General features: G+C 69.3%; 20 protein-coding genes. 5 read left to right on the top strand and 15 right to left on the bottom strand.

What is annotated here, in order from left to right:
• Window positions 1–24 precede the first annotated feature (24 nt).
• On the top strand, window positions 25–1,797 hold the full coding sequence (locus tag JOE59_RS03535) for an acetyl/propionyl/methylcrotonyl-CoA carboxylase subunit alpha (protein WP_204458958.1): 1,773 nt from the start codon (window positions 25–27) through the stop codon (window positions 1,795–1,797).
• 83 nt (window positions 1,798–1,880) lie between these two features.
• Here the strand turns inward: JOE59_RS03535 and JOE59_RS03530 are convergent, their stop codons facing one another.
• The 4 genes from JOE59_RS03530 to JOE59_RS03515 form a co-directional block, all read right to left on the bottom strand.
• Window positions 1,881–3,317, bottom strand: a complete 1,437-nt coding sequence (locus JOE59_RS03530) for a flavin monoamine oxidase family protein (RefSeq protein WP_204458957.1) — start codon at window positions 3,315–3,317, stop codon at window positions 1,881–1,883.
• A 191-nt stretch (window positions 3,318–3,508) separates the two neighbouring features.
• The gene (locus JOE59_RS03525; protein ID WP_204458956.1) at window positions 3,509–4,936 is read right to left on the bottom strand and encodes a flavin monoamine oxidase family protein; all 1,428 of its coding nucleotides are present in this window, start codon (window positions 4,934–4,936) and stop codon (window positions 3,509–3,511) included.
• Between the two features lie 223 nt (window positions 4,937–5,159).
• Entirely contained in the window at window positions 5,160–6,683 is a 1,524-nt protein-coding gene (locus tag JOE59_RS03520; protein ID WP_179550653.1) for an APC family permease, read from the bottom strand.
• A 45-nt stretch (window positions 6,684–6,728) separates the two neighbouring features.
• Window positions 6,729–8,159: an NAD(P)H-quinone dehydrogenase gene (locus JOE59_RS03515; protein WP_204458955.1), complete on the bottom strand. Its 1,431-nt coding sequence runs from the start codon at window positions 8,157–8,159 to the stop codon at window positions 6,729–6,731.
• Window positions 8,160–8,243: 84 nt separating this feature from the next.
• Between JOE59_RS03515 and JOE59_RS03510 the strand changes: the two genes are divergently transcribed.
• A complete protein-coding gene (locus JOE59_RS03510) occupies window positions 8,244–9,071 on the top strand; it encodes a purine-nucleoside phosphorylase (protein WP_204458954.1) in 828 nt (275 codons plus the stop codon).
• A 10-nt stretch (window positions 9,072–9,081) separates the two neighbouring features.
• Window positions 9,082–10,785: a phospho-sugar mutase gene (locus JOE59_RS03505; RefSeq protein WP_204458953.1), complete on the top strand. Its 1,704-nt coding sequence runs from the start codon at window positions 9,082–9,084 to the stop codon at window positions 10,783–10,785.
• Window positions 10,786–10,857: 72 nt separating this feature from the next.
• On the opposite strand, the gene JOE59_RS03500 is transcribed toward JOE59_RS03505, so the two are convergent.
• The 11 genes from JOE59_RS03500 to JOE59_RS03450 form a co-directional block, all read right to left on the bottom strand.
• Complete coding sequence (locus JOE59_RS03500; RefSeq protein WP_204458952.1) at window positions 10,858–11,142, bottom strand: PTS sugar transporter subunit IIB; 285 nt, start codon at window positions 11,140–11,142, stop codon at window positions 10,858–10,860.
• A complete protein-coding gene (locus JOE59_RS03495) occupies window positions 11,139–11,603 on the bottom strand; it encodes a PTS sugar transporter subunit IIA (protein WP_204458951.1) in 465 nt (154 codons plus the stop codon). Before JOE59_RS03495 ends, JOE59_RS03500 begins: the two co-directional genes overlap by 4 nt.
• A gap of 56 nt (window positions 11,604–11,659) precedes the next feature.
• Window positions 11,660–12,781 carry an adenosine deaminase gene (locus JOE59_RS03490; protein WP_307836934.1) on the bottom strand — a complete coding sequence of 374 codons (1,122 nt, stop codon included), beginning with the start codon at window positions 12,779–12,781 and terminating at the stop codon, window positions 11,660–11,662.
• Window positions 12,782–12,930: 149 nt separating this feature from the next.
• The gene (locus tag JOE59_RS03485; protein ID WP_204458950.1) at window positions 12,931–14,232 is read right to left on the bottom strand and encodes a thymidine phosphorylase; all 1,302 of its coding nucleotides are present in this window, start codon (window positions 14,230–14,232) and stop codon (window positions 12,931–12,933) included.
• Window positions 14,229–14,648 carry a cytidine deaminase gene (locus tag JOE59_RS03480; protein WP_074258542.1) on the bottom strand — a complete coding sequence of 140 codons (420 nt, stop codon included), beginning with the start codon at window positions 14,646–14,648 and terminating at the stop codon, window positions 14,229–14,231. Before JOE59_RS03480 ends, JOE59_RS03485 begins: the two co-directional genes overlap by 4 nt.
• 52 nt (window positions 14,649–14,700) lie before the next feature.
• Complete coding sequence (locus JOE59_RS03475) at window positions 14,701–15,999, bottom strand: ABC transporter permease (protein ID WP_374191113.1); 1,299 nt, start codon at window positions 15,997–15,999, stop codon at window positions 14,701–14,703.
• On the bottom strand, window positions 15,996–17,285 hold the full coding sequence (locus tag JOE59_RS03470; RefSeq protein WP_204458949.1) for an ABC transporter permease: 1,290 nt from the start codon (window positions 17,283–17,285) through the stop codon (window positions 15,996–15,998). Before JOE59_RS03470 ends, JOE59_RS03475 begins: the two co-directional genes overlap by 4 nt.
• Window positions 17,282–18,823 (bottom strand): ABC transporter ATP-binding protein, encoded by a 1,542-nt coding sequence (locus JOE59_RS03465; protein WP_204458948.1) that lies wholly within the window; start codon window positions 18,821–18,823, stop codon window positions 17,282–17,284. The genes JOE59_RS03470 and JOE59_RS03465 overlap by 4 nt, the downstream gene beginning before the upstream one ends.
• A 166-nt stretch (window positions 18,824–18,989) precedes the next feature.
• The gene (locus tag JOE59_RS03460) at window positions 18,990–20,090 is read right to left on the bottom strand and encodes a BMP family lipoprotein (RefSeq protein ID WP_307836933.1); all 1,101 of its coding nucleotides are present in this window, start codon (window positions 20,088–20,090) and stop codon (window positions 18,990–18,992) included.
• 179 nt (window positions 20,091–20,269) lie between these two features.
• Window positions 20,270–21,331 carry a BMP family lipoprotein gene (locus tag JOE59_RS03455; protein ID WP_239560082.1) on the bottom strand — a complete coding sequence of 354 codons (1,062 nt, stop codon included), beginning with the start codon at window positions 21,329–21,331 and terminating at the stop codon, window positions 20,270–20,272.
• Between the two features lie 68 nt (window positions 21,332–21,399).
• On the bottom strand, window positions 21,400–22,518 hold the full coding sequence (locus JOE59_RS03450) for a mannose-1-phosphate guanylyltransferase (protein WP_204458945.1): 1,119 nt from the start codon (window positions 22,516–22,518) through the stop codon (window positions 21,400–21,402).
• A gap of 192 nt (window positions 22,519–22,710) precedes the next feature.
• Between JOE59_RS03450 and sdhC the strand changes: the two genes are divergently transcribed.
• Complete coding sequence (gene sdhC, locus JOE59_RS03445) at window positions 22,711–23,133, top strand: succinate dehydrogenase, cytochrome b556 subunit (protein WP_204458944.1); 423 nt, start codon at window positions 22,711–22,713, stop codon at window positions 23,131–23,133.
• A gap of 13 nt (window positions 23,134–23,146) precedes the next feature.
• Window positions 23,147–23,593, top strand: coding sequence for a succinate dehydrogenase hydrophobic membrane anchor subunit (locus JOE59_RS03440; protein WP_204458943.1), 447 nt, complete (start codon window positions 23,147–23,149; stop codon window positions 23,591–23,593).
• Window positions 23,594–23,600: the final 7 nt, after the last annotated feature.

Genomic DNA, 23,600 nt, shown 5'->3' with positions numbered 1-23,600 from the left:
GCGCGCCCAATAGGCTTGAGCATTATGCCGCGCATCTCCAAGGTCCTCATCGCCAACCGTGGCGAGATCGCCGTCCGCGTCATCCGGGCCGCCCGTGACGCCGGTCTCGGTTCCGTCGCCGTCTACGCCGACCAAGACCGCGACGCGCGGCACGTGAAGCTCGCCGACGAGGCGTACGCCCTCGACGGCACCACGAGCGCAGACACCTACCTCGTGATCGACAAGATCCTCTCGGTCGCCCGCCGCTCCGGCGCCGACGCCGTGCACCCCGGCTACGGCTTCCTCGCCGAGAACCCCGACTTCGCCCGCGCCGTGATCGACGCCGGCCTCATCTGGATCGGCCCCTCGCCCGAGGCGATCGAGCGACTCGGAGACAAGGTCTCCGCTCGCCACGTCGCAGAGAAGGTCGGCGCACCGCTCGCGCCCGGAACGCTCAACCCCGTGGCGGATGCCTCGGAGGTGCTCGACTTCGTCGACGTGCACGGCCTGCCCGTCGCGATCAAGGCCGCCTTCGGCGGCGGCGGCCGCGGCCTCAAGGTCGCCCGCACCCGCGAAGAGGTGCCCGAGCTCTTCGAGTCGGCGACCCGCGAGGCCGTCGCCGCGTTCGGCCGCGGCGAATGCTTCGTCGAGAAGTACCTCGACAAGCCGCGCCACGTCGAGACCCAGTGCCTCGCAGACGCGCACGGCAACGTCGTCGTCGTCTCGACCCGCGACTGCTCGCTGCAGCGCCGTCACCAGAAGCTCGTCGAGGAGGCCCCCGCGCCCTTCCTCACCGACGAGCAGACCGCTCAGCTCTACGAGTCCTCGAAGGCGATCCTCCGCGAGGTGGGCTACGTCGGCGCCGGCACCTGCGAGTTCCTCATCGGCCAGGACGGCACGGTCTCGTTCCTCGAGGTCAACACCCGTCTCCAGGTCGAGCACCCGGTCTCCGAGGAGATCACCGGCATCGACCTCGTGCGCGAGCAGTTCCGCCTCGCCGAGGGCGGCGTGCTCGATTACGCCGACCCGGTCACGACCGGGCACTCGATCGAGTTCCGCATCAACGGCGAAGACCCGGGCCGCGGCTTCCTGCCCGCGCCGGGCCCGGTGCACCAGCTCCGCTTCCCGGGCGGCCCCGGCATCCGCATCGACTCCGGCGTCACCTCGGGCGACGAGATCTCGGGGGCGTTCGACTCGCTCCTCGCCAAGCTCATCGTCACCGGCCGCGACCGCAAGGACGCGCTCGAGCGCGCCCGCCGGGCCCTCGACGAGTTCGAGGTGGCGGGCCTGCCGACCGTGCTCCCCTTCCACCGCGACATCGTGAACAACCCGGCCTTCGCGCCGGCCGGCGACGAGCCGTTCTCGATCTACACGCGCTGGATCGAGACCGAGTACGACAACCGGCTCGAGCCGTGGTCGGGCGAACTCGCCGACAATGCGGGCCCCGCTGAGCGCATGAGCGTCGTCGTCGAGGTCGCGGGTCGTCGGGTCGAGGTCACGCTGCCGAAGCGCATCGTCGGCGGCGGGTCATCCGCTTCCAGCACCGCCGGTGCCGCGCCTCGTCGCCGCGCCGCATCGCACGCCGTCGACACCGGCACGGGCGACGCCGTGAAGGCGCCCATGCAGGCGACCATCGTGAAGGTCGCCGTCGCCGAGGGCGACAAGGTCGTCAAGGGCGACCTCGTGCTCGTACTCGAGGCCATGAAGATGGAGCAGCCGATCCTCGCCCACAAGGACGGCGTCATCGGCACGGTCAACGCCGAGGCCGGCGCCACCGTCTCGAGCGGGCACCTGCTGCTCGCGATCGTCGACGCGTAGCCCGGCCCCTCACCCCCACCGCACGTGAACCGCCGTGCGGCGCCCGATCAGGCGCCGCACGGCGATGCTCGCTCGCCGCTCGGTCAGCGCGCCGCCAGCGCGGCGAGTGTCGCGTTCGCGGCGCTGATGCCGGTGTCACGCGACCAGTCGATCGTGCTGGTGACCATGCCGGCCCAGAAGATCGTGTCGTTGATCGGCGAATAGAGGCCGTTGGCGTTCCAGCGCGAGAACGGTCCGGGGTACGCACCCCGTGCGAACTGGTCCTTCGACCAGTCGTAGGTCGACGACTTCGTGTACTGCAGCCCCTGGTCACCGGCCGCCGTGCGGAGGTTGTCGAGTGCAGCGGCGAAGCGCTGCGACTCGGGCAGGTCGAGCAGCTCCTGCGCCTTGCCGCCGGTCATCCACGACACGATGATCTCGCCGGCGAAGCCGGGCGTGCCTGCCGAGGCGCTCCAGTTGCTCGGCGGGTTCTTCGAGAACGTCGTGAGGATGTCCCACCCGCGCGGCACCGGATGCCCGACGGGGAGCACGGGGTGTGCGAACTCCAGGATGCCCTTGAACACGGGCAGGTAGCTGATCGCCTGGAAGCCGTTGCTCTTCTCTGGAGGCAGTGGCGGGTTGAAGACCACGTCGCCGTGCTTCAGCACGCCGCCCGGCAGCGCGACGACGAGGGCCTTCGCCGAGTACGTGCCTCGGCTCGTGTGCACCTCGACATGGCCCGGCCCGTGTTCGACGGTGTGCACGGGCGCGTTCAGCACGAGCGGGAGGCCTGCGACGAGCGGCTGGAGCACCTGGTCGTAGCCGCCGATGACCCGGTAGTCGCCGTACTCCTCGGGCGGCATCGGGCCGGTGCGACCCTGGTACTTGAGCGCCGTCTCGATCGTCTTGGCGGCTTCCTTGGCCGGCAGCACGTCGAACTGCTCCGCGTCCACCTCGATCGCGGCGAGCATGATCGGGTAGTTGTCGGGCGTGATGCCCACTCGCTGCAGCCAGTGCAACGCGGTCTCGTCGGCCGTCGGCGCCGGCAGGCCGTTGGGATACGGGGGCGCACCGAGCGGGAAGTGCCACGATTCGTAGTGGAACCCGTCGATCCACGGCGTCTCGGGCCGAAGCCTGCCGAACAGTTTCGTCTGCCGGTGCGTCGCCAGCCCGAGCTGGTCGATCAGCCCCCACGTCGAGACGGTGCTGCCGTGCACGAGCTCGGCACCGCGCTCGATGGGGATCGACATCGAGGTGCGGTCGGTCCACATGCGCCCGCCGATGCGACCCCGCGCCTCGAGCACGAGCACGCTCCGACCGGCGTCGGCGAGGGTTCTCGCGGCCCCGAGGCCGGCGGCTCCGGCGCCGATCACGATCGCATCCCAGGTGCGGGTCTGCCAGTCGCCGGGCGTCGGCTTCGCGCCGGCGGTGAGCAGGAGTCCCGCCGCGCTGACGGCACCTGCTGCGAGCAGGCTTCGCCTGGTCAGGATGCCGCTGCCTCGAGTCCGGCTCGTGGCACGGTTCGTTTCATGGTCGAGCATCGGTACTGCCTCCTGAATCGTCGTGGTGCGTGGTGCAGCGGATCGGTCAGTGGTGCAGTGGTGCAGTCGATCGGTCGACGGAGAGACGGATCGGTCGGTGGAGCGGCGCCGGCGGGTCGGCACGGCGCCCCGCCGGACCCGTCGTACGGCGCGACCGTTCGGGTCGATCGCGCCGCACGACGGAGTGGTGCTCAGCGCAGCGCCAGCGCGGCGAGGGTCGCGTTCGCTGCCGTCACGCCGGAGTTCCGCGACGAGTGGATGGTGCTGGTCACCATGCCCGCCCAGAAGATCGTGCCGTCGATCGGGGCGTTCAGGCCGCTGCGGCGTGAGAAGGGGCCGGGATAGGCGCCCCTGGCGAACTCGTCCTTCGACCAGTCGTAGGTCGAGGCTTTGACGTACTGGAGGCCCTGGTCGCCGACAGCGGTGCGGATGTTGTCGAGCGCCGCCTGGAACCGTTCCGCCTCGGGCAGGTCGAGCAGGTCCTGGGCCTTGCCCCCGGTCATCCACGCGACGATGACCTCGCCGCCGTAGCCGGGGGTGCCGACGGATCCGTTCCAGAGGCTCGGCGGGTTCTTCGAGAACGTCGTCATGATGTCCCACGCCCGCGGCAGCGGGTGGTCCTCGGGCAGCACCGGATGAGCGAACTCGAGGATGCCCTTGAAGACCGGCAGGTACTCGATCTCCTGGAACCCGTCGCGCTTGTCGGCGGGCAGTGGCGGATCGAAGGTGATGTCGCCGTGCTTCAGCACGCCGCCGGGCAGCGCGACCACGAGTGTCTTGGCCTTGAACGAGCCGGCACTCGAGTGCACGTCGACCCGGCCGGCCCGATGCTCGACTGTGTGCACCCGCGCGCCGTGCACCAGCGGAAGGCCGGCGACGAGCGGCTGCAGCACCTGGTTGTAGCCGCCGATCACCCGGTAGTCGCCGTACTCCTCGGGCGGCATCGGCCCCGAGAGATCCTGCGTCTCGAGGCCCGCGACCACGGTGTCGACGACGAACCACGCCGGAAGCACGTCGAACTGCTCGGAGTCCACTTCGATCGCCGCGAGCGCCGTCGAGTAGTTCTCGGGCGGGATGCCGACGCGTTCGAGCCAGGCCAGGGCGGTCTCGCCGTCGACCGGGTCGGGCAGCCCGTTCGGGTACGAGGGAGCGCCGAGCGGGAAATGCAGGGATTCGAAGTCGAACGCGTTCGTCCACGGAGTCTCGGGCGTCAGCCGGGAGTGGATCTCGGTCTGCCGGTGCGTGGCGAGGCCGAGCTGGTCGATCAACCCCCACGTCGAGACCGTGGTGCCGTGCACGAGCTCCGCGCCGCGCTCGATCGGGATGCCCATCGACGTGCGGTCGGTCCACATGCGACCGCCGATGCGATCACGTGCCTCGAGCACGAGCACGCGCTTGCCGGCGTCGGCGATCACGCGAGCGGCGCCGAGGCCCGAGGCTCCGGCCCCGATCACGATCGTGTCCCACATGCGGTTGTAGGAGGCCGGCACGGCGGCGCCGGGGCGCGCGCCCGCGGTGAGCAGCACGCCGGCGGCGCCGGCGGCGCCGACGCCGAGGAGGGTGCGACGCGTGAGCGCTCCCGCCCTGCTCGCGGTCGGGGTCGATTCGTCGTCGTACATCGTGCCTCCTGGAACGTCGTTGTCTGAGGTGGCCGTCAGCGCTCTCGATGTGCGGTACCGGCCGGCGAACGGATGCTGCAATCGGACAGTACCGCGGACGACGACTCTCGCGCAACGATGTTGACAACATCGTTGCGTCCTGGGCGCGAAGGCGCTCGGACGAGACCGCCGAGCGTACGTCGCTCGCCCGAGGGGGCGACCTCCTGCGTCGAGCCCTGCCTCGTCAGGAACCCTGCGGAGGCTCTGCGCCCTGCGCAGTGGGCAGCTCGACCTCGCTCACCCGCAGCTCGAGTCCGAGCCGTGAGCGACGACGGCCGTACAGCAGGTAGATGACGATCCCGATGGCGAGCCAGACGAGGAATCGCACCCACGTCAGCGTCGTCAGGTTGAACATGAGCCAGACGCAAAGCGCCGCCGAGAGGATCGGCAGCACGGGCGACCACGGCACGCGGAACCCGCGCTGCAGGTCGGGGCGGGTGCGGCGGAGCACCACGACGCCGATGCTCACGAGCACGAAGGCCGAGAGCGTGCCGATGTTGATCATCTCCTCGAGGAGTCCGACATCGGTGAACGCGGCGACGAACGCCACCACGGTGCCCGCGATGATCTGGATGCGGGCGGGCGTCTTCGTGTGCTCGGTGGTCTTCGACAGCCAGCGCGGCAGCAGCCCGTCGCGGCTGAGCGCGAAGACGATGCGCGAGAGTCCGAGGAGGATGATCATGATCACCGTCGTGAGTCCGGCGAGTGCGCCGAGCGAGATCACGGCCGACGCCCAGTCCTGCCCCACGAGCCGGAAGGCGGTCGCGAGCGAGGGCGTCTCTTCAGCGGCGAGTTCGGTGTACGAGACCATGCCGGTCATGACGATCGACACGAGCACGTAGAGCAGCGTCACGATGCCGAGTCCGATGAAGATGCCGCGCGGCAGCCGCTTCTGCGGGTCGCGCACCTCTTCGGCACTCGTGGCGACGACGTCGAAGCCGATGAACGCGAAGAACACGAGCGCGGCCGCCGAGAGCATGCCGAAGACGCCGTACTGCGCGGGTGCGGCGCCCGTCATCCACGAGAACAGCGACTGCGTCCAGACATCCGTCGCGCCGCCCTCGGTGGGCACCGACTCGGGGATGAACGGCGTGAAGTTCGCCGCCTTGACGAAGAAGAACCCGACCACGATCACGAAGAGCACGATCGCGACCTTGATGATCGTGAACACCGCGCCGACGCGCGCCGTGAGCTTCGTGCCGGCGACGAGGAGCACCGTGAACACCGCCACGATGAGGAACGCGGGCCAGCTCACCTCGATGCCGCCGAGCTGGAACGTCGACGGGAACGGGAGGCCGAACGCGAGCAGCGCCTCGCCGAGGTAGACGCCCCAGTACTTCGCGAGCACCGCCGCTGCGGTGAACAGTTCGAGGATGAGGTCCCACCCGATGATCCAGGCGAGCAGCTCCCCCATCGTCGCGTAGGTGAACGTGTAGGCGCTGCCGGCGACCGGCACGGTCGAGGCGAACTCCGCGTAGCACATGATCGCGAGCCCGCACGTGACGGCGGCGAGCACGAACGAGACGATGACGCTCGGGCCGGCGAAGTTCGCCGCGGCCTGCGCGCCGACCGAGAAGATACCGGCGCCGACCGCGACCGCGATGCCCATGAGGGCGAGGTCCCAGGTGCCGAGCGAGCGCTTCAGGCTCCGCTCCTCGTCATGAGAATCGGCGATCGACGATTCGACCGATTTCACTCGCAGGTTCATCGTTACCCCCAGAGAACGGCGCGCCGCCCCCGCGGCGCTGCAACCTCAGCGTACGACGTGCATGGCCCGCGCGGCATCCGTCAATGAACCGCTGAGCGACGGATAGACCGGGAACGCCTCGGCGAACTGGTCGACGGTGAGCCGGTGCTCGATGGCGAGCGCGAGCGGGAAGATGAGCTCGGACGCCTTCGGGGCCACGATGACCCCGCCGATGATCGCACCCGAACCGCTCGACGCGAAGAGCTTCACGAAGCCGTCGCGGATGCCCATCATCTTGGCGCGCGGGTTCGACGCCAGCGGCAGCTTGTAGACGACGCCGGGCACGACGCCCTCCTCGATCTCCTTCTCGGTCCAGCCGACCGTGGCGATCTCGGGCTGCGTGAAGATGTTCGAGGTGACGTTGCGCAGCTCGGGCGGGTTCACGACGTCGCCCATCGCGTGGAACACCGCGGTGCGGCCCTGCATCGAGGCGACCGAGGCGAGCGGCAGGAACGTGGTGCAGTCGCCGGCCGCGTAGATGTTCGGCATCGAGGTGCGCGCGACCCGGTTCACGCGGATGTGGCCGCTCTCGGAGAGCTGCACGCCGGCGTCTTCGAGGCCGAGGTCGAGGGTGTTCGGCACCGAGCCGACCGCCATGAGGCAGTGGCTGCCGCGCACCTCGCGACCGTCGGTCAACGTCGCGACGACGCTGTCGCCGTCGCGCACGACGGACTCGGCGCGCGACTTGTTCATGACCTTCATGCCGTTGCGTTTGAAGACCTTCTCGATCACGGATGCCGCGTCGACGTCTTCACCCGGAAGCACCTGGTCGCGGCTCGAGATGAGCGTGACCTTCGCGCCGAGCGCCCGATACGCCGAGGCGAACTCGGCACCGGTGACGCCGGAGCCGACCACGATGAGGTGCTCGGGCACGACCTGCAGGTGGTAGAGCTGGGTCCACGTGAGGATGCGCTCGCCGTCGGGGACCGCCGTCGGGAGCACCCGCGGCGAGGCGCCGACCGAGATCACGAGCGTGTCGGCCTCGATGCGATCGAAGTCGGTGCCGCCCTTCGCGGTCGAGACGATGACCGCGTTCGGTCCATCGAGGCGCCCCTCGCCCTGCACGAGGTGCACGCCGGCCTCGATGAGGTTGCCGCGCATGTCTTCGGACTGCTGGGCGGCGAGGCCGAGCAGCCGCTTGTTCACGGCGGCGAGGTTGATCGCGACGTTGGGCTTCACGGCCTTCTCGGAGTCGCCCTTCGCGAAGAACTGCACGCCGAGGTCGGCGGCCTCCTTGACGGCGTTCGAGGCCTCTGCGGTCGCGATGAGGGACTTCGACGGCACCACGTCGGTGAGCACCGCCGCGCCGCCGACACCGGCGCGCTCGATGAGCGTGACCTCCGCCCCGAGCTGCGCGCCGGCGAGTGCGGCCTCGTAGCCTCCAGGCCCTCCTCCGAGTACGGCAATACGTTGGGTGCGCTCGAACTCATAGGCCATGCTCACATTCTGCCAGTTGTCACGCTCCGGCCAGCAAACGAGCACGCTCTCGCCGACGCATCCGCCGCTCATTAGAGTGGGATGATGCACGCTCAGAATCCGCTCGACGACCCCACTGCCGACCCGTTCGCGATCGCCGCCCTCGCGGCCGAGCGCATCGCAGAACTCACCGGGGTGGAGCGCCACGACGTCGCCCTCACCCTCGGCAGCGGCTGGGGCCGCGCCGCCGAGCTCATCGGCGAGACGACGCACACGATCGCCGCGACCGAGGTGCCCGGATTCTCCAAGCCCGCGCTCGAGGGCCACGTCGGCACCCTGCGCTCGGTGCTGCTGCCGAGCGGCAAGCGCGCCCTCGTCATCGGCGCCCGCACCCACTACTACGAAGACCACGGCGTGCGCCGCGTCGTGCACTCCGTGCGCACCGCGGCAGCGACGGGCGCGACGACGATGATCCTGACGAACGGCGCCGGCGGCATCAAGGAGCACTGGACGCCCGGCACCCCCGTGCTCATCAGCGACCACATCAACCTCACGGCCGACTCGCCGCTCGAGGGCGCGACCTTCATCGACCTCACCGACCTCTACTCGCAGCGGCTCCGCGACCTCGCGCACTCGATCGACCCGACGCTCGACGAGGGCGTCTACTGCCAGTTCCGCGGGCCGCACTACGAGACGCCCGCCGAAGTGCAGATGGCGAAGATCATCGGCGGCCACATCGTGGGCATGTCGACGGCACTCGAGGCGATCGCCGCGCGCCAGGCCGGAATGGAGGTGCTCGGCATGTCGCTCATCACGAACCTCGCAGCGGGCATCCAGACGACTCCGCTGAGCCACGAAGAGGTCATCGAGGCCGGTCGCACGGCCGAACCGGTGATCTCGAGCCTGCTCGCCAAGATCGTCGCAGAACTCTAGGGGGCAGCGGATGTCGCAGACCGACGCCGACCAGCAGCGCATCGCCCTCGCCGAGGCGTGGATCAGCCAGGATCCCGACCCCGAGACGATCGCCGAGCTCTCGGCGATCGTCGACGCGGTGCGCGGCGGCGACCGCGCGGCATCCGCCGAGCTCGCCGATCGCTTCGACCAGCGGCTCGCCTTCGGCACCGCGGGGCTCCGCGGTGAGATCGCGGCCGGTCCGAACCGCATGAACCGGGTCCTCGTCTCCCAGGCGGCAGCGGGCCTCGCGGCCCACCTCGTCGAGCACGCCGTGCTCGGGCAGACGCCGTCGATCGTGATCGGCTTCGACGGCCGCAAGAACTCCGCCGTGTTCGCACGCGACACCGCCGAGATCATGGCGGGCGCCGGCGTGCGCGCGATCCTGCTGCCTCGCCTGCTGCCGACTCCCGTGCTCGCGTTCGCCGTGCGTCACCTCGACGTCTCCGCCGGTGTGATGGTGACCGCATCGCACAACCCGCCGAACGACAACGGTTACAAGGTGTACCTCGGCGGCGACGATCACGGCTCGCAGATCGTGGCCCCCACCGATGCCGAGATCGCTGCGCAGATCCAGCGCGTCGCCAACACCCGGCTCGTGCCCGACCTGCCCCGTGGCGTGTTCGAGACGGCGGCCGAGTCCGTCGTCGACGAGTACGTCCGCCTGACCGCGCAGGTGTCCGCTCCCCCGGCGGCGCAGCCGCGCGTCGTGTACACCGCGATGCACGGCGTCGGCTGGCAGACCATGGCGAGCGTGCTCGCCGCGGCGGGCTTCGACACCCCCTCGCTCGTCGAGGCGCAGATCGAGCCCGACCCGGCGTTCCCGACCGTGTCGTTCCCGAACCCCGAAGAGCCGGGCGCGATGGATCTCTCGTTCGCCCGGGCCCGGGAGGTCGACGCCGAGCTCATCGTCGCCAACGACCCCGACGCCGACCGGCTCGCGATCGCGATCCCCGACCTCGCCGCCGAATCGGGGTACCGACGTCTCTCCGGCAACGAGGTGGGTCTCGTGCTCGGCTGGCAGGCCGCCGAGCGTGCTGCCGCCGTCGCCGGCGACTCCGGCCCGAACGGCGCGCTCGCGTGCTCGATCGTCTCCTCCCCCGGACTCGAGGCCATCGCGAGGGCCTACGACCTCGACTTCGAGGCGACGCTCACCGGATTCAAGTGGATCTCGCGCGCACCGGGGCTCGTCTTCGGATTCGAGGAGGCGCTCGGCTATCTCGTGAACCCGGGCACCGTGCGCGACAAGGACGGGATCTCCGCCGGCCTCGCCTTCCTCTCGCTGGCGGCGCAGCTCAAGGCCGAGGGGCGCACCGTCGCCGATCACCTCGATGACCTCGTGGAACGGTTCGGCTGCCACGACTCCGGCCAGATCTCGATCCGGGTGACCGAGCTCTCCCGCATCGGCGAGATCATGTCGCGTCTCCGCGCCGAGCCTCCCGCGTCGATCGGCGGCATCCGGGTCGAGCGCATCGAAGACCTCGCCGACGGGTTCGGCGAGCTGCCGCCGTCCGACGTGCTGCGCATCGTCCTCGAGGGCGGCGGCCGGGTCATGGTGCGCCCGAGCGGCACCGAGCCGAAGCTCAAGGTCTACCTCGATGCGGTGTCCGAGACCGGCACGGTGGCAGAGCGTCGCGCCGCGGCATCCGCTGCCATCTCGACGCTCGATGCGGGCATGCGGGAGCTCGTCGCATAGCGAGAGCTCGTCGCGTAGCGGGAGCTCGTCGCATCGTGAACGTTGCCGACTCGGACGACGTTCACGACCGCGTCAGCCGAGTGAGATCTCGAGCTTCGCGCCGATCTCCTCGACGTCGAAGTAGTTCGACACCTCGACGATCTCGGCGAAGCTGCGGCCGATCGCCGCGCGCACGGCGTCGGCGAGTTCGCTCGACGTGAGGATCACCTGTGCGTCGGCGGCCGCGGTGGCGATGCCGGCGAGATCGCTGGCGTCGACGTCGGCGGTGAGTCCCAGTCGATCGAGGGCGCGTTCGGCGTTGACCTTCAGGATCGCGGAGGTGCCGATACCCAGTCCGCAGACGGCGATGATCTTCACGCCCCCGCCTCCGCCGTTCCATCGAAGCCGAGCAGCGCACGCAACTCGTCGGCCGTCTCGGCTCGCGCCATGCGACCGACGACGCCGCTGTCGTTGAACGCGTTCGCGAGTCGCGCGACGGAGGCCACATGCTCTTCGGCGTTCGACACGGCGAGGCCGACCACGACCCGCACGGGATCGTTGTGCGGATGCCCGAACGGCACCGGCTCCGCGAGGGTGACGACGGCGAGCCCCTCGCGGCGCACGTCGGGGCCGGGCCTGGCATGCGCGAGCGCGAGGCCCGGCGCGATCACGACGTAGGCACCGAACTCCTCGATGACCGCGATCATCCGATCCGCGTACTCCGAGCGGGTCGATCCCGAACGCACGAGCGCGCGGCCGGCTTCGCGCACGGCGGCGCGCCAGTCGTCGACGTGCGCCTTGATCACGATCGCTTCGTCGGGGAGCGGCGGGAGGGTCATCGGGGTCCGTTCAGGATGATGCAGGCTGGTGCGGGGCGGTCGATCGCATCCAGGTGTCAGGCGTCGTCGAAGCCGTCTTGGATCAGCTCCGCGAGCTCTTCGCGGTCGTCGAGCGGCAGGAACGCCGCCGCCGCCGCATTGAGCTGGAACGTCTCGAAGTCGTCGAGGTCGTAGCCGAAGGCGTCGCTCAGGAGCGCGAGTTCGCGGGTGAGCGTCGTGCCCGACTGCAAACGGTTGTCGGTGTTGACGGTCACCCGGAAGCCGAGCTGGTACAGCAGGTCGAACGGGTGGTCGATGAGCTCGTCGCCCCACGCCGCGATCGCGCCCGTCTGCAGGTTCGACGACGGGCTCGTCTCGAGCGCGATCTCACGATCGCGCACCCACTGCGCGATCGGGCCCAGCGAGACGTAGGTGTTCTCGTCGTCCTGACGATCGATGATGAGGTCTTCGGCGATGCGAACACCGTGACCGAGACGCAGTGCACGGCCGTCGAACAGGGCGCTGCGGATGGACTCGAGCCCGTCGGCCTCGCCGGCGTGCACGGTGACCGGCAGGTACTGGCTCGCGAGGTAGTCGAACGCGGTGCGGTGACGACTCGGCAGGAAGCCCGCCTCTGCGCCTGCGATGTCGAATCCGACGACACCGCGATCGCGGTGACGCACGGCGAGCTCGGCGATCTCGAGGCCGCGATCGGCGTGGCGCATCGCGGTGATGAGCTGACCGGCACGGACACCATGGCCCTGCGCACGCGCGTCGTCGATGCCCTGCTCGATGCCGGCCTGCACGGCATCGACGGTCTCGTCGAGGCTGAGACCCCGCGTGAGGTGCTGTTCGGGCGCCCAACGGATCTCTCCGTAGATCACGCCGTCGGCCGCGAGATCCTGCACGAACTCCCGGGCGACTCGAGTGAGTCCCTCGCGAGTCTGCATGACGGCCGTCGTGAGGTCGAAGGTCTTCAGGTACTCAACGAGCGAACCCGAGTTCGACTGCTCGGCGAACCACTGGCCGAGGCTCTCGGCATCGGTCGCCGGCACCTCGAGGCCGATCTCGTCGGCGAGCTCGATGAGCGTCTGCGGCCGCAGGCCGCCGTCGAGGTGGTCGTGCAGCGAGATCTTCGGCAGCGCCTGGATGTTCGTGCCGTCGCCTTCGAGGCGGTACTCCGTCGGAATCGTGTTCACGTGTCAACGATAGCGACAGGGCGCCCGCGAAGTCTCGGCAATCTCGAAGCAACCCGTGCGCGCACGACGCATCCGGACACGGAAGCACCGGCGAAGCCGACGAGACGCCCGGGTCTGCGCCACGCGCGCCCGGGCCGGAGCGTTCGTCGTCAGCGGCCGATGCGGTCGGCGATCAGGGGGCCGCCGTCCTCGATCGGATCGCCCGCGTCGCCGATGCGCCATGCACCCTCGACGGACTCGAGGGCCCGCGCGAAACGGGCGGGTTCGTCGGCGTGCAGGGTGAACAGCGGCTCGCCCTTGCGCACGACATCGCCGGGCTTGGCGTGCAGGTCGATGCCGGCCGCGTGCTGCACCGGGTCCTGCTTGCGCGCACGCCCCGCGCCGAGACGCCAGGCGGCGATGCCGAACGGCAGGGCCTGCTGCTCGACGAGCACGCCGTCGCGCTCGGCCGTCACGACGTGCTGCTCCCGTGCCACCGGCATCGGGGCGTCGGGGTCGCCACCCTGAGCGCGGATCGCGCGTCGCCAGGTGTCCATGGCCCGTCCGTCGTCGAGTGCTGCTTCGACATCGACGTCGGGCTGCCCCGCGAGCGCGAGCATCTCGCGGGCGAGGGCCACGGTCAGCGCACGGACATCCGACGGACCGCCGCCGGCGAGCACCTCGACCGACTCGCGCACCTCGTTGGCGTTGCCGATCGTGAGGCCGAGCGGCACGTTCATGTTCGTGATGAGCGCCGAGGTCGCGACGCCCGCGTCCTCGCCGAGCTCGACCATGGTGCGCGCGAGTTCCCGCGAGCGGTCGATGTCGGTGAGGAACGCGCCCGAGCCGAACTTGACGTCGAGCACGAGCGCACCGGTGCCCTCGGCGATCTTCTTCGACATGATCGACGAGGCGATGAGCGGGATCGCCTCGACCGTGCCCGTGATGTCGCGGAGCGCGTAGAGCTTCTTGTCGGCCGGTGCAAGGCCCGCGCCGGCGGCGCAGATGACGCCGCCGACGTCGCGGAGCTGCGCGAACATCTCGTCGTTCGTGATCTCGGCGCGCCATCCCGGAATCGACTCGAGCTTGTCGAGCGTGCCGCCGGTGTGTCCGAGCCCGCGGCCCGACAGCTGCGGCACCGCCACGCCGAACGTCGCGACGAGCGGCATGAGGGGCAGGGTGATCTTGTCGCCGACGCCGCCCGTGGAGTGCTTGTCGCTCGTGGGCTTGCCGAGCCCCGAGAAGTCCATGCGCTCGCCGCTCGCGATCATCGCCATCGTCAGGTCGCGGATCTCGCGGCGCGTCATGCCGTTGAGGAAGATCGCCATCGTCATGGCCGACATCTGCTCGTCGGCGACGTAGCCGCGCGTGTAGGCGTCGACGAGCCAGTCGATCTCGGGCGTCTCGAGTTCGTGGCCGTCGCGCTTGGCGCGGATCAGGTCGACGGCGTCGAACGGTTCGACGGTGCTCATGACTTCACTCCTCTGAATTCGGCGAGCTGCCGCGGGCCGAACGCGTCGGGCAGCACCTCGTCGATGGTCTTGATTCCCGACACGGTGTCGAGCAGCATGCCCTCGGCGGAGTGCTCGTAGAGCAGTTGCCGACAGCGCCCGCAGGGCATGAGCGCCGCGCCGTGGCCGTCGACGCAGGTGAACGCCACGAGCTTGCCGCCGCCCGACATCACGAGTGCCGACACGAGCGAGCACTCCGCGCAGAGGGTCACGCCGTACGAGGCGTTCTCGACGTTGCACCCGCTCACGATGCGGCCGTCGTCGACGATCGCCGCGGCGCCCACGGGGAACTCCGAGTACGGCGCGTACGCCTTGGCCATCGCCTCGCGGGCGCGCCCGCGGAGATCGTTCCAGTCGATCGCATCCGTTGCGGTCATGGTGCTCCCCCGTTCCAGGATGGTGTGCTTCGGCCCGACAGGGCGGGCCGCGTCAGGATTTGATGTACGGCTTTCCGGATGCCGCTGGGCCGCGAGACTGCCCGACGAGTCCGGCCACCGCGAAGATCGTGACGAGGTACGGCAGCATCAGCATGAACTCGCTCGGCACGGGCGAGCCGATGATGCTCAGCACGTTCTGCAGGTTCGACGCGAAGCCGAACAGCAGCGCCGCGAGCGTCGCTCGAATCGGATCCCAGCGGCCGAAGATCACGGCAGCGAGCGCGATGAAGCCGGCGCCCGCCGTCATGTCCTTGCCGAAGGCGCCGACCGAGCCGAGCGTGAAGTAGGCGCCGCCGAGTCCGGCGATCGCACCGGCGAGCGACACGTTCCAGAACCGGGTGCCGGTGACGTTGATGCCGACCGTGTCGGCCGCCTGCGGGTGCTCGCCCACCGCACGGAGCCTGAGGCCCCAGCGCGTGTGGAAGATGCCGATGTACACGGCGGCGATGGCGATGTACATGATGTACACGATGAGCGTCTGTCGGAACAGCACCGGGCCGAGGATGGGGATCTCGGACAGGAACGGGATGTCGATGCGCTCGAACCGCGGCGGCGAGTTCAGGGTGTCGGCGTTGGGCGCCAGCAACTGGGAGAAGAGGAACCCGGTGAGGCCGGTGACGAGCACGTTGAGCACCACACCCACGATGACCTGGTCGACGAAGTACTTGATCGAGAAGGCCGCGAGCACGAAGGAGACCAGCATGCCGGCGACCATCGCCGCGAGGAGCCCCAACAGGGGCTGTCCGGTGAGCGAGGCGACGATCGCAGAGGTGAACGCGCCCGCGAGCAACTGGCCCTCGATGGCGACGTTGACGACGCCGACACGCTCGGAGATGACGCCGCCGAGGGCGCCGAAGATGAGCGGGACGGCGAGGCTCAGCGAGCCGAACAGCAGGCCGGGGATCTGGATCGTCTCGCCCGCCCCCGCCCACGTCAGGAAGCCGATGAGCGCGAGCAGCGCGAAGATCGAGATGAGCCAGAGCGGGGTCTTGCGCCGCTGAGCGACGAGCCAGAAGCTGACGGCCGTGATCGCGAAGAGCACGACCGTGATGACGATGCCCGTCTCGCGGGTGGGCAGGTGCACGTCGGGCAGCTGGATGAGGTCGCTGCTCGTGGAGAGCCGCATCGTGCTGACGCCGTCTCGACCGAACACGACGAGGAGGAGGAGTGCGAGGACGCTGAACACGCCGAGCGCGACCGGCGTCTTCCAGTTGCGGATGAGCCCGACGGCGGGGCCGGGGGGAGGCTGGTGCGGCTCGGTCGGCCGGCTGACGGGAGCGATGGTGCTCACTTCGCTGCCACCTCCTTCGTGACGGACGGGGTGGCTCTGCGAATCGTCCCGGGCGCAGGGAGCCGGAAGATGGCACGAACGAGCGGCGGCGCCGCGATGAAGAGCACGATGAGGGACTGGACGACGAGCACGATGTCGATCGGCACGCCCTCTGCGGCCTGCATCGAGAACCCGCCGGCCTTGAACGCGCCGAAGAGGATGCCGGCGACGAACACGCCCCACGGGCGCGAGCGGCCGAGCAGCGCGACGGTGATCGCATCGAAGCCGATGCCGGAATCGATGCCGGCACCGAACCCGCTCGTCGTGGTGCCGAGCACCTGGTTGACGCCCGCGAGGCCGACGAGGCCGCCGGAGAGCAGCATCGCGTAGACGTACATGCGCTTGACGCTGATGCCCGCGACTCGCGCCGCATTGGGGTTCTCGCCGACCGCGCGGAACTTGAATCCGAGGTTCGAGCGCGAGAGCAGCCACCACGTGAACACCGTGGCCGCGATCACCAGGATGAAGCCGAAGTGCAGGTTGTACTCGGGTCCGAGCAGGTCGGGGAACACGGCGGTCGCCTTGGTCGCCGGGCTCTTGGGGTTGTTCGAGCCGGGGGTCTTCAGGAACCCCTCGCGAAGCCAGTAGCTGACCAGATAGAACGCGACGTAGTTCAGCATGATCGTCGTGATGACCTCGTGGGCGCCGGTGCGCGCCTTCAGGAGTCCCACGATGCCGGCCCAGAGGGCTCCGCCCGCGATGCCGATGACCAGCGCGACGACCATGTGCAGCACGGGGGGCAGGTCGAGCGCGAACCCGGCCCAGCCGCCGAGGGCCGCAGCGATCAGCATCTGACCGCGTCCGCCGATGTTGAAGAGGCCGACTCGGAAGCCGAGCGCGACGCCGAGGCCGGCGGCGATGAGCGGCGTGGCGAAGTTGAGCGTCTCGGTGAACGGCTTGATGCCGTCGGCGAAGCCGGGTCGCCTGAAGTTGTAGATCGACCCTTGGAAGAGCGCCGAGTACGCTCCGGCGACCGAGTCCCAGATCGCGACGAACATGTCTCCAGGTCGCGCGAAGAAGTAGACGGATGCCGCCTGCACGTCTTTGTTCGTGAAGGCGATCATGACCGCACCGACGATGAGCGCGAGCACCACGGCGAGCACCGAGATGATCGCGTTGCCGGTGGTGATCTCGCGGAACATGTTGTGCCAGCGCGAGGGCTCCGGAGCCTCGGCAGTATCGGCGGTCTTCGCGGGCTCAGCCGGCTGGGCCTCGCTCTGCGGCGACTCGGGTCGGTCGGCGCTCATGCCGCGGCTCCTTCGGTGGGGGCGGTCGGACTCTCGTTGCCGCCGGCGGCGCCGGCCATCATGAGGCCGAGCACGGAACGGGGGGTGTCGCCGGGCACGATGCCCACGATGCGGCCCCGGTACATCACCATGATGTTGTCGGCGAGTGCCGTCACCTCGTCGAGCTCGGTCGAGACGACGATGACGGGCGTGCCGGCGTCGCGGGTGGCGACGATGCGCTTGTGGATGAACTCGATGGAGCCGACGTCGACGCCGCGAGTGGGCTGGGCCGCCACGAAGAGCCGGAGGTCGCGGCTGAGTTCGCGCGCGAGCACGACCTTCTGCTGGTTGCCGCCCGAGAGTCGGCGCACGGGCTCGTCGATGCCCTGGGTGCGCACGTCGAACTCCGCCACCTTCTCGCGGGCGAAGTCCTCGAGAGCGCCCCGTTGGATGTTGCCGAACCGCACGAACGGCGCACCGTCGGCCCGGTCGAGCATGAGGTTCTCGGCGATCGTGAACTCGCCGACGAGCCCGTCTTCGGTGCGGTCCTCGGGGATGAACCCGACTCCGACGTCGAGGATCTTGCGCACGGAGTGGCCGCGGATGTCCTTGCCGTCGAGCGACACCTCGCCGAGCACTCGCGGCTGGAGCCCGAGGAGGGCCTCGGTGAGCTCGGTCTGTCCGTTGCCCTGCACTCCCGCGATGGCGAGGATCTCGCCTTCGGCGACGCTGAAGCTGACGTCATCGACCACGATGTTGCCGAGCGGGTCGAGCACCGTCAGGTTCTGCACCACCAACGCGGGCTTGCCCGCCTTCGCCGGCGACTTGTCGACCGTGAGATCGACGGCACGCCCGACCATGAGGGTGGCGAGTTCTTCGTTCGTGGCGGTGGGCGATGCCTCGCCGACGACCTTGCCGAGCCGGATGACCGTGATGCGGTCGGCGACCTCGCGCACCTCGCGCAGCTTGTGCGTGATGAAGACGATCGACGTGCCGCTCTCTTTCAGCTGCCGCATGATCGACATGAGCTCGTCGGTCTCCTGCGGCGTGAGCACCGCGGTGGGCTCGTCGAAGACGAGCACGCGCGCGTCGCGGGAGAGCGCCTTGATGATCTCGACCCGCTGCTGCACTCCGACGGGGAGCTCTTCGACGAGGGCGTCGGGATCGACGTCGAACCCGAAGCGATCGGAGATCTCGCGCACCTTCGTGCGCGCGGTCGCGAGGTCGAGCATGCCGCCGGCCTTGGTGGACTCGTGGCCGAGCATGACGTTCTCGGCGACCGTGAAGACGGGGATCAGCATGAAGTGCTGGTGCACCATGCCGATGCCGGCCTTCATCGCGTCGCCGGGGCCGGCGAAGTGCTGGACCTCGTCGTCGAGGAGGATCTCACCGCCGTCGGCCTGGTACAGGCCGTACAGCACGTTCATCAGCGTGGACTTGCCCGCGCCGTTCTCACCGAGCAGGGCGTGGATCTCACCCGCCTCGACAGTGAGGTCGATGTGGTCGTTGGCGACCAGGGCACCGAATCGCTTCGTGATGCCGCGAAGTTCGAGCTTCATGCTTCCAGATTCTATTGAGGGCTGTGCGATCGCGCGATGCCCTGCTCCGATGAGCAGGCGACCGCGCCGATCGCACCACGGCGGCGCAGCCGGCCGGGAGCACGCAAGAGGGAGGTCGGCTCGTGCCGACCTCCCTCCGGTGCGGGTGCTCCAGGCTCGCCTGGACTTACTTCGGGGTCGAGGGCGATTCGACCGTGATGTCACCGCTGACGATGTCGGTCTTGAGCTGCTCGATCTCCTCCATCAGCGCGGGGTCGACCTTGGACTCCCAGTCGTGGAGCGGGGCCAGGCCGACGCCGTCGTTCTCGAGGGTGCCGATGTAGGGGTCGGCCGAGAAGTCGCCGTTGCCGGCGTTCACGATGATCTCCTTGGTGGCGGCCGTCATCTGCTTCATGACCGAGGTGAGGTACATCTCGCCGAACTCGGGAGCGGTGAGGAACAGGTCGCTGTCGACGCCGATGATGGCGACGTCCTTGCCCGAGTCCTGGATGGCCTGGGCCGAACCCTGGAAGAGCGGGCCGGCGACGGGGAGGATGATGTCGGCGCCCTGGTCGATGAAGCCCTGGGTCAGGGTCTTGCCCTGGTTGATGTCATCGAAGCTGCCGGCCATCGTGCCGTCTTGAGCTGCCTTGTCCCAGCCGAGCACCTTGACGTCGGTGCCCTTGACCTCGTTGTACTTCGCCACGCCGTCGACGAAGCCGTCCATGAAGATCGTGACCGACGGGAAGGGCAGGCCGCCGTAGGTGGCCACGGTGCCCGTCTTGGTCGTTCCGGCGGCGAGGTAGCCGGCGAGGTACGCGGCCTGGGCCGTGTCGTAGAGCACGGGCTTGACGTTGTCGAGCGTCAGCGGCGTGAAGTCGTCGTTCGACAGCGCCGAGTCGATGAGTGCGAACTGGGTGTCGGTGCTCTCCTGAGCGGCGTCGCGCGTGGCGTTGGCGAGGGCGAAGCCGACCGTGAGGATGAAGTCGCAGCCCTGGTCGACCATGCTCGAGACGTTCGACTCGTACTGGTCTTCGGACTTGGACTCGGCCTGCTTGAACTCGACGCCGAGCTCGTCGGCCGCCTCGGTGATGCCGTTGAAGCTCGACTCGTTGAACGAGTTGTCGTCGAAGCCGCCGAAGTCCGAGACGATGCAGGGAAGGAAGTCGGGAGCGGCGGACTCGCCGGATCCGCCTTCTTCGGGTGCGGCAGCACAGCCGGCGAGCAGCACGGCTGCGCCGAACAGGGCGAGACCGCCGAGGGCGGCTTTCTTGGTCGTGACCTTCACAGTGTCCTCCAAAGACTGCGCCCCGACCGTTCCGAGGCTCGTGCAGTCACGTTACCGAATGTTGCGTCGCGCGCCACGGCCGGAGGGGCGACGACCTCCAATGGTTATCAAGACGCGATGTTCTGCTCACATGAGCAGCCCGAACACCCCGCGAACTGGGGCCGACCGGATCGGCGAGCTCAGGGCCGACTCGGCGACTCCACGACGATCTCGCCGGCGATGATCGCCTGCCGGAGCCCCTCGAGCTCCCCATCGAGGCCGGCTGACACGAGCGGGGCGAGATCGTGGTAGGGCGCGATCGCGACGCCGCCGTTCTCGAGGGTGCCGACGAACGGCTCGTCGTCGAAGTCCCCGTCGACGACGTCTCCGACGATCTCGACCATGGCGTCCTGCGTGTTCTTCAGCACGCTCGTCAGCACGTACCCGCGGAACTCGGCGGGCAGCACCTCGTATCCGTCGCTGTCGACCCAGATCACCGAGACGCCGGAGTTCTCGCTCGCCGCCGCGGCCGATCCCTCGCCGACCTGCCCCGCGACCGGCATGATGACATCGGCTCCCTGGTCGATGAAGGCCTGGGTGAGCGTCTTGCCCTTCGAGATGTCCTCGAAGTCGCCGGTGAAGGTGCCGTCCTGGGCCTCCTTGTTCCAGCCGAGCACGCGCACCTTCGCGCCGTGCACCTCGTTGTACTTGGCGACGCCGTCGACGAACCCGTCCATGAACAAGGTCACCGGCGGCTGATTGCCGCCGCCGAAGGTCGCGACCACGCCGGTCTTGGAGACGCCGGCGGCGAGATAGCCCGCCAGGTAGGAGGCCTGCGCGGTGTCGAAGACGACCGGCTTGACGTTGTCGGCCTCGACGGTCTCGTCGACGATCGCGAAGGCGAGCTCCGGGTTCTTCCCCGCCTGGTCGAGTGTGGACTCCGCGAGTTCCCAGCCGACGGTGACGATGAGCTCGCACCCCGAATCGACGGCCTGCGCCACGTTGGGGGCCAGATCGGTCTCCCCGGTCGAGACGATGGCCTCGGCCTCGATGCCGTACTCGGCTTCGGCCTGCTGCAGTCCCTCCCAGCTCGACTGGTTGAACGAGCGGTCCTCGAGTCCGCCGGAGTTCGTGACCATGCGCACGCACGTGTCGCTCGCCGCACCGTCGTCCGCCGGTTCGGGAGCGGGCGCACAGGCCGCGAGCGCAACGGTTGCCGCGGCCAGCGCCGCGGCGACGGAGATGCTTCGGCGCAGCGCCATCCGATGGCCGGCACCTCGCCGGTGCATTGCTCGACCCTGAGACATCCGATACCCGCTCTCTCGTGCCCTTACAGCACGTCGTTGGACCCGCCGAGCCTGAGGGCGTCGACGACGGCCTTGACCCGTTGTGCGTGCTCGCTCGTCGTGACGAGCAGTGCGTCGGGGGTGTCGACCACGACGATGTCGTGCACGCCGATCAGGCTGATGACCCGGTTCGACCGGCTGACCACGATGCCGCTCGAGGCATCGGAGAGCACGCGCGCGTTCTCTCCGAGGATCGCGAGCTCGCCCGATCGGCCCGCGGTGTTGAGCTTGGCGAGCGAGGCGAAGTCGCCCACGTCGTCCCATGCGAAGTGCCCTCGGATGACGGCGAGGCGACCCGCCGCGGCCGCGGGCTCGGCGACCGAGTAGTCGATCGCGATCTTCTCGAGGCGCGGCCAGATGCGGTCGACGGCGGGGCCGCGCGTCGCCGGGTCGTCCCACGCCTCGGCGAGCTCCATGAGGCCGGCGTGCAGCTCGGGCTTGTTCCTGGCGATCTCGGCGAGCAGCGCGTCGGCGCGGGCGATGAACATCCCGGCGTTCCAGAGGTGCGCGCCGCCGGCGAGGTAGCGCTTGGCCGTGTCGAGGTCGGGCTTCTCGACGAAGCTCGCGACCGCCTCGACGTGCTCGGCGCCCTCGACGTCGAGCGGCGCGCCGCACTCGATGTAGCCGAAGCCGACGGCCGGCTCGGTCGGCGTGATGCCGATCGTCGCGATGTACCCGGCGCGGGCGGCCGCGACGGCGTCTGCGACCGCGGCGCGGAAGAGCGCCGCACCCGAGATCACGTGGTCGGCCGCGAACGAGCCGATGATGACGCCGGGCTCGCGCCGTTCGAGGATCGCGGCGGCGAGGCCGATCGCGGCAGTCGAATCGCGCGGCTCGCTCTCGAGCACGACGTTGTGGTCGGCGAGCCCGGGCAGCTGCGCCTCGACGGCGGCTCGGTGGGCGCGCCCGGTGACGACCATGATGCGGTCGTCGCCCGAGAGCGGGGCCAACCGGTCCCAAGTGTCCTTGAGGAGCGTCTGACCGGATCCCGTCAGGTCGTGCAGGAACTTCGGTGCGTCGGCGCGGGAGAGCGGCCAGAGCCGCGAGCCGACGCCGCCGGCGGGGATGACGCTGTAGAAGCCGTCGATCGGGGATTCGTCCATCAGCACAGCGTAACCGGAGCGCTCGTCCACCACACGGGCTCGGATGCCGCGGCATCCGATATCTCGACGTCGAGAGAGTTAGGCCGCCCTAAGCGGCGGGCGAAGTGACGCGGGTCTACACTCGAATCGGGCCGTGTGCCCGTCACGTCCCGGCATCTTCGGGGCGATTCACACAGCCAGGGAGGGTTGTTCATGCCAGAGACTTCGGCAGGAACCCTGACCACACCCGCGAAGCCTGCGAAACAGAAGCCTGGTGGCACGCTGTACCGCGGCCGTGAGGGAATGTGGTCATGGGTGCTGCACCGCATCACGGGTGTCGCGATCTTCTTCTTCCTCCTCGTGCACATCCTCGACACGGCGCTCGTGCGGGTCAGCCCCGAGGCGTACAACGCGGTCATCGGCACCTACCAGACGCCCATCATGGGCCTCGGCGAGGTCGCCCTGGTCGGCGCGATCGTGTTCCACGCGTTCAACGGACTGCGCATCATCCTCGTGGACTTCTGGGCCTGGGCCACGCGCCACCAGAAGCTCCTCTTCTGGATCGTGGTCGGCCTCTGGGTCGTGACCATGCTCGCGTTCACGCCGCGCCACCTCATCAACGTCTTCAGCCACTAGGGAGCCGCGGGACATGACTGCCATCGAAACGTCGGCGCTGAAACCAGCCGATCGCCCCCGCCGCCGCGGCATCAATCTGGAGAAGTGGGGCTGGATCTACATGCGCGCTTCTGGCGTCGTGCTGATCGTGCTCATCTTCGGACACCTCTTCATGAACCTCATGGTCGGCGACGGCGTCAAGGCCATCGACTTCGGCTTCGTCGGCGGCAAGTGGGCCGACCCGTTCTGGCAGTGGTGGGACGTGCTGATGCTCTGGCTCGCACTCATCCACGGCGCCAACGGCATGCGCACGATCGTCAACGACTACACGAACCCCGGCGTCGTGCAGAAGGTGCTGAAGGGCTCCCTCTTCGCCGCCGCGGCCGTGCTCATCATCCTCGGCACGCTCGTCGTCTTCACCTTCGAGCCCTGCCCCGTCGGCGCACCCGCCGACCTGCTTCCCTCGTTCTGCGCCGCTTAGGAGATCC

It is taken from the genome of Agromyces cerinus (assembly GCF_016907835.1).
GTDB lineage: Bacteria > Actinomycetota > Actinomycetes > Actinomycetales > Microbacteriaceae > Agromyces > Agromyces nitratus.
Note: the sequence above shows the minus strand (reverse complement) of the source record. Positions and strands in the feature narration are given on the sequence as shown.

Bases quoted from the DNA above. Each gene is read 5' to 3' on its own strand.
- JOE59_RS03525 (WP_204458956.1), bottom strand. From the start codon at position 4,936: ATGTACGACGACGAATCGACCCCGACCGCGAGCAGGGCGGGAGCGCTC.
- JOE59_RS03535 (WP_204458958.1), top strand. From the start codon at position 25: ATGCCGCGCATCTCCAAGGTCCTCATCGCCAACCGTGGCGAGATCGCC.
- JOE59_RS03510 (WP_204458954.1), top strand. From the start codon at position 8,244: ATGCACGCTCAGAATCCGCTCGACGACCCCACTGCCGACCCGTTCGCG.
- JOE59_RS03520 (WP_179550653.1), bottom strand. From the start codon at position 6,683: ATGAACCTGCGAGTGAAATCGGTCGAATCGTCGATCGCCGATTCTCAT.
- JOE59_RS03440 (WP_204458943.1), top strand. From the start codon at position 23,147: ATGACTGCCATCGAAACGTCGGCGCTGAAACCAGCCGATCGCCCCCGC.
- JOE59_RS03450 (WP_204458945.1), bottom strand. From the start codon at position 22,518: ATGGACGAATCCCCGATCGACGGCTTCTACAGCGTCATCCCCGCCGGC.
- JOE59_RS03495 (WP_204458951.1), bottom strand. From the start codon at position 11,603: ATGACCCTCCCGCCGCTCCCCGACGAAGCGATCGTGATCAAGGCGCAC.
- JOE59_RS03485 (WP_204458950.1), bottom strand. From the start codon at position 14,232: ATGAGCACCGTCGAACCGTTCGACGCCGTCGACCTGATCCGCGCCAAG.
- sdhC (WP_204458944.1), top strand. From the start codon at position 22,711: ATGCCAGAGACTTCGGCAGGAACCCTGACCACACCCGCGAAGCCTGCG.
- JOE59_RS03515 (WP_204458955.1), bottom strand. From the start codon at position 8,159: ATGGCCTATGAGTTCGAGCGCACCCAACGTATTGCCGTACTCGGAGGA.
- JOE59_RS03470 (WP_204458949.1), bottom strand. From the start codon at position 17,285: ATGAGCGCCGACCGACCCGAGTCGCCGCAGAGCGAGGCCCAGCCGGCT.
- JOE59_RS03505 (WP_204458953.1), top strand. From the start codon at position 9,082: ATGTCGCAGACCGACGCCGACCAGCAGCGCATCGCCCTCGCCGAGGCG.
- JOE59_RS03455 (WP_239560082.1), bottom strand. From the start codon at position 21,331: ATGGCGCTGCGCCGAAGCATCTCCGTCGCCGCGGCGCTGGCCGCGGCA.
- JOE59_RS03465 (WP_204458948.1), bottom strand. From the start codon at position 18,823: ATGAAGCTCGAACTTCGCGGCATCACGAAGCGATTCGGTGCCCTGGTC.
- JOE59_RS03530 (WP_204458957.1), bottom strand. From the start codon at position 3,317: ATGCTCGACCATGAAACGAACCGTGCCACGAGCCGGACTCGAGGCAGC.
- JOE59_RS03480 (WP_074258542.1), bottom strand. From the start codon at position 14,648: ATGACCGCAACGGATGCGATCGACTGGAACGATCTCCGCGGGCGCGCC.